This is a genomic window from Actinomycetota bacterium (assembly GCA_040755895.1).
Lineage (GTDB): Bacteria > Actinomycetota > Aquicultoria > Subteraquimicrobiales > Subteraquimicrobiaceae > Subteraquimicrobium.
The window spans coordinates 1-5,259 of the sequence record JBFMAG010000079.1 but is presented as its reverse complement, the minus strand read 5'-3'; the positions used below and the strand labels follow the sequence as shown (position 1 = coordinate 5,259).

The following is a 5,259-nucleotide window of genomic DNA, read 5'->3' as shown; positions in this document are numbered from 1 at the left end:
CCCATTCCAATTCACAATGACAACCGAGACTAAATCCATTTTATTCCTTTAAAGTTCCCCGTTCACAGTTTATGGTTTAATTCTATCAAGATTTGTGTTTTTCCAAAAATGGTAGGCAGAAATCATTCTTTATGTATTGCGAGCCCTCCTCTTCTCGTCATTGCGCTCTTCTCGTCATTGCGTTCTTCTCTTCTCGTCATTGCGAGCCGAAGGCGAACAATCTCATATTATCACTCTCCGTCATTGCGAGGGACGTTAGTTCCCGAAGCAATCTCCATGTTACAATGGTGATCATGAGCAAAAAGGCATATGTCTACATAATGACCAACAATAAAAAGAGTTTATGAACACAAAGCTTGTCCGAGCGGAGTGAGGGAACTCGTGAAAGTTTTACCAAGAAATATAGGGTACGCCCCTAGGAGGACTCGCAATGACATCCTGAGCAGTCATTACGAACGAAGTGAAGCAATCTCAAAGTCATTGCGAGGAGCGAAGCGGTTGCGAGACGAAGCCAAAGCAAACTCAATGTAGGGGCGGGACTCCGTGCCCGCCCAAAGCTATAGCGGGGGACAAGCCCCCGCCTACAAATCCGATGTATTTATACTAATTAACTATGCAACATCTTCAAGTAATCCGTTAAGTCCTCTCTCAAATCGTTCCTCGCGAGGGCTATCTCGATGTTTGCTTTAAGCCAATCTATCTTGCTTCCAATATCATACCTCTTTCCTTCAACTTTGTAGGCATAAATATTCTGCTCGGCGAGGAGCAATCTCAAGGCATCGGTGAGCTGAATCTCGTTATTCCTGCCGGGTGGCGTCCTCTCAAGGCAGTCAAAGATCTCAGGGGTCAGGATATACCGCCCAAAAATGGCTAAATTCGAGGGGGCTTCTTCCAAAGAAGGCTTCTCAATCAAGTTTTCGACCCTGTAAATCCCGCCGCCAATGGGATATCCATCGATGATACCATATCTTTTCACCTTATCGCGGGATACTTCCTCCACAGCTATAATCGGCGAGCCGCACTCCTTGAATATGTCCAACAATGTTCTCGTGCAGGGAATGTCCATTAAAGTGATGGTATCCCCCAATAAAACGGCAAAGGGTTCATTGCCGAGATGTTTCCGAGCACAGAGAACAGCGTGTCCCAAACCCCGCAGCTCCTTCTGCCTGATGTAATGGATATCGGCGAGGTCGGCGATACCTTGCACGTGCGTCAAAAAATCGTGCTTTTCTTCCTCCCTCAAAAAATACTCAAGCTCAAAGGATTTGTCGAAATGGTCTTCTATGGCTCTTTTGCCCCGCCCGGTGATCACCAAGATATCTTCAATCCCCGAAGCCACAGCTTCCTCGATAACGTACTGGATGATTGGCTTATCGACGACGGGGAGCATCTCCTTTGGCTGAGCCTTGGTTGCCGGAAGCAACCTTGTTCCAAAACCCGCCGCCGGAATAATTGCTTTCATTTGCAAACACCTCTCTCCTCAAACCACTCTATTACACTTTTAAGACCTTCATTCAAAGATACCTTTGGTTCCCAACCCAACAATTTCCTTGCCTTTTCGATATCCGGTCGACGTTGTGAAGGATCGTCGGGAGGAAGAGGAAGAAAAATTATCTCCGAATTAGAATTACACATCTCCTTAATAAGATGAGCGAGTTCTAATACTTCGATTTCATGCGGATTGCCCAAATTTATGATTTCACCCTTTGCACTCTTAGAGAACATCGCTTTAAGCAAACCATCTACCAAATCATCGATGTAGCAAAAACTGCGACTTTGCGAACCATCACCATATACGGTGATGGGGCTATTATCCAAAGCTTGCTGTATGAAATTTGGGATTACCCTACCATCCTGCCTTCTCATCCGTGGTCCGTACGTGTTGAATATGCGGACTATCACAACCTCCAGATCATATCGGCGATAATAAGCCATGACCAAAGCCTCGGCAAAACGCTTGGCTTCATCGTAGGAACTGCGAGAACCCACGGGATTAACATTTCCCCAATAAGTTTCGGATTGAGGACTAACCTTTGGATCCCCATAAATCTCTGAAGTCGATGCAAGCAGTATTTTTGCCCCATTTTTTCTAGCCAACTCGAGCATATGGTAAGTACCCAATGAATTTACCATCAATGTTTCGATTGATAACTTTGAGAAATCTACCGGACTAGCGGGGCTCGCAAGGTGGAAAATGCAGTCGATGGTCAGTGGTTGAGAGTCAAAGGTCGATGGAGGAATAGTTAAATCGTGTTCGATGAGTTCAAAATTCTCGTTATCTAGCAAATGTTCGATGTTTTCTCTTGATCCAGTGAGGAAATTATCGATGCAAATTACATGATGTCCTTTCTCAATGAGCGCGTCGCATAGATGAGAACCTATGAAGCCAGCTCCCCCCGTAACCAACACCCTCATCTTCCAACCCCTCTATAGATGAACCCCAAGTGCTTCAGAGCATTAGAATCCAGATAGTTTCTGGCATCAAATAAAATTGGTTTTTTAAGCAAGGATTTAATCTTTTTAAAATCTAGCCATTTAAAGTGGTCCCATTCGGTCAACAAAAGTAGGATATCACTGTCTTTCGCCGCCTCATATGCATCATGGACGAATTTTACACCCTTTAAAATGTGCTCGGCGTTCTCCATCGCCACGGGGTCATATGCCTTTATTGATGCACCTTCAGCTCGCAAATGGCGGACGATGTCGATTGCGGGTGAGTCTCTAATATCATCGGTATTGGGTTTAAAAGATAAGCCCAGTATGCCTATATCCTTGCCCTTGAGATTGCCCAAAAGTTCTCGAACCTTCGTTACAATGAACCTTTTCTGATTCTCATTAATTTGAATGGTGCCTTTCAGAAGTTGAAAATCGTATCCATAATTTTCCGCGATTTTGACGAGGGCTTTGCAATCCTTTGGTAGACAACTTCCTCCCCACCCGGGTCCAGCATTGAAGAATTCAAAACCAATGCGTTTGTCATATCCCATGCCTAAAGCCACTTCTCTCACATCCGCTCCCACCTTCTCACAAATATTTGCAATGGCATTTATAAAGGATATTTTGGTTGCCAAAAACGCATTGGATGCATACTTTATTAACTCTGCACTCACTGGGTCCATAACGAGGACGGGGGCGTTAAATGGAGAGTAGAGCTCGGTCATAACCTCGGCTGCTTTTTGGCTATGGGTGCCTATGATGATTCTGTCGGGATGGAGAAAATCTTCGACAGCTGAGCCTTCCCTCAAGAATTCTGGATTGGAGACCACCTCAAAATGATGGGGATTTATCTTGCTCTCCTCGATTATCCCTTGAACCAATTTCGTTGAACCCAGAGGCATGGTGCTCTTATTGACGATGACCTTATAGCCATTCATTGCCCGGGCTATTTCTCCCGCCGCTGCTTTTACATGGGTAAGGTCAGCGGCTTCGGTTTTGTCAGGAGGCGTGCCCACCGTGATGAAAATCATATCCGACTTTTGAACCCCCACCGTGATATCAGTTGAGAACATAATTCTTCCCGTCTTTTGATTCCTGGTTACAATCTGGTCTAGCCCGGGTTCATAGATGGGGATGATTCCAGCTCTTAGCTTGGAAATCTTATCCGAATCGACGTCAACACAAATTACATCGTGACCAATATCGGCGAAGCAAGCTCCAGTGACTAATCCCACGTATCCCACACCAATGATGCAGATTTTCACCCTCAATCGCTCCTCATGTAGTAACGGGGCCTTGTCCCCGCCAATGTTTTTGGGCGGGCACGGAGTCCCGCCCTACATGTGTCCTTTATCTTCTTCCCAATATCACGATAATGTCCGCCTGGATTGAGGAATCCCCTCTCAAAATTGCGGAGTATTTGGCTTTGATCTGATCGGCGACCAATTGCGCAACATCCTTATTCGCTGTTCTGTAACAGATGATGGTCTGAGCATAATCATACCTGTCGGCATCTCGAACATCCCTGATGTTAAAACCATTTCTTTTAAGAAGATCAGCGATCTCTTTGGCTGAACCCGCGATTCCGTTCCCATTAAGAACATCTATCCTTGCCCTGCTTTTATCCACAACTGGCTCAGCAACCAACCCACCTTTTTTATCCCTTCCCAGTATAACCACAATATCCACATCTGAATCAGCAAGATTTGGATAAAACAAAGCTGGATAAAATGATGCAATTTCTTTAACCACAAGTTTTGCCACATCCTCTTGCCCTGGTTTATGACGAATAATGGTATTGGGATAAGCATCATAGCCTGCATCCCCAACGGTTTGGATATTAAAACCACTTTCCCTTAAAATATCAGCGATCCTTGCGGCTTCTCCTTGAACACCATTTCCATTTAACACTTGAATTTTAATTTTGCTCTTATCGATTTCTAATGCTGGTTTAGCCTCGGGTTTTGCCTTCACTACTTTAGTTTGGGATGCTCGCTCGGCTTTCTTTGTCGCCTCTGGCACAATCTTTTGCGCTTTTCTACTAACAAAGAGCCAGTGTCCCGCAGCATAGAGACCACCAATCAGACAAAACATGGCAACAAGCAAAGCTGCTAATCTCACCAAAGCTCGAAGTCTAGCCTTTCTGCGAGCAATAACAGCACGCGATGAAAGCCTGTATGGTATCTTCCTTGTAGATTTGGTAGCTGCCATCCTTGGCTCATGCACGGGTCTTTCAAATTCTTCCTCCTCAACTGATACTCTCCTCTCCCTGAAATACTCGATTAGTTGGAAGAATACACCCATGGCTAGAAAGGCATAAGCCACCATGGCAGCATAATTTGCTCCGGCGTCGTTTCCCCGTATCAACAGAATCGGACAACATGCCAACAAGAATAAAGCAATTCCTATAGAGATTCTGGAATCTATCTTGTAAGCCAAGCAGAAGATGAAATACATGATGAGGAGATACCGAAGGCGTATTATGAATCCAAAAATTGATATATTCCCAAAAAACGTGCTAAAGAGTATAGCACCGGCAAGCAAAGCCGCTATTGTATAGAGACAAAAGCGAGTGCTTGGAATAAAATCCATTAAGCGCGTGGGGATCGTGGGGATTTTTATCTCCAGCCGATAATATTCCCTCGCTTTATCATCGGTAATCTTCGAAACCGAAAATGCCCCCTCCTCAGGAGATGATTTTGACTCCCTGAAGACGGACCTTCGATAGATGTAGATACCCATCAATAAAAGTAAAAACCCGCCAATAATTCCTATAACTGAAACCAACCAAGGTCCCATCTTTACCACTTTCGCCTCAAAGCT

Annotated in this window: 4 protein-coding genes; all 4 read right to left on the bottom strand. The window is 44.8% G+C overall.

Annotated elements, in window-relative coordinates; genetic code table 11:
- Positions 1-607: 607 nt before the first annotated feature.
- Entirely contained in the window at positions 608-1,462 is an 855-nt protein-coding gene (galU, locus tag AB1466_03680; protein ID MEW6189198.1) for a UTP--glucose-1-phosphate uridylyltransferase GalU, read from the bottom strand.
- Positions 1,459-2,415, bottom strand: coding sequence for a UDP-glucuronic acid decarboxylase family protein (locus tag AB1466_03675; protein ID MEW6189197.1), 957 nt, complete (start codon positions 2,413-2,415; stop codon positions 1,459-1,461). Before AB1466_03675 ends, galU begins: the two co-directional genes overlap by 4 nt.
- Positions 2,412-3,701, bottom strand: coding sequence for a UDP-glucose/GDP-mannose dehydrogenase family protein (locus AB1466_03670; protein ID MEW6189196.1), 1,290 nt, complete (start codon positions 3,699-3,701; stop codon positions 2,412-2,414). Before AB1466_03670 ends, AB1466_03675 begins: the two co-directional genes overlap by 4 nt.
- A gap of 85 nt (positions 3,702-3,786) precedes the next feature.
- A partial coding sequence (locus tag AB1466_03665; protein ID MEW6189195.1) for a LytR C-terminal domain-containing protein occupies positions 3,787-5,259 on the bottom strand: 1,473 nt, incomplete at its 5' end.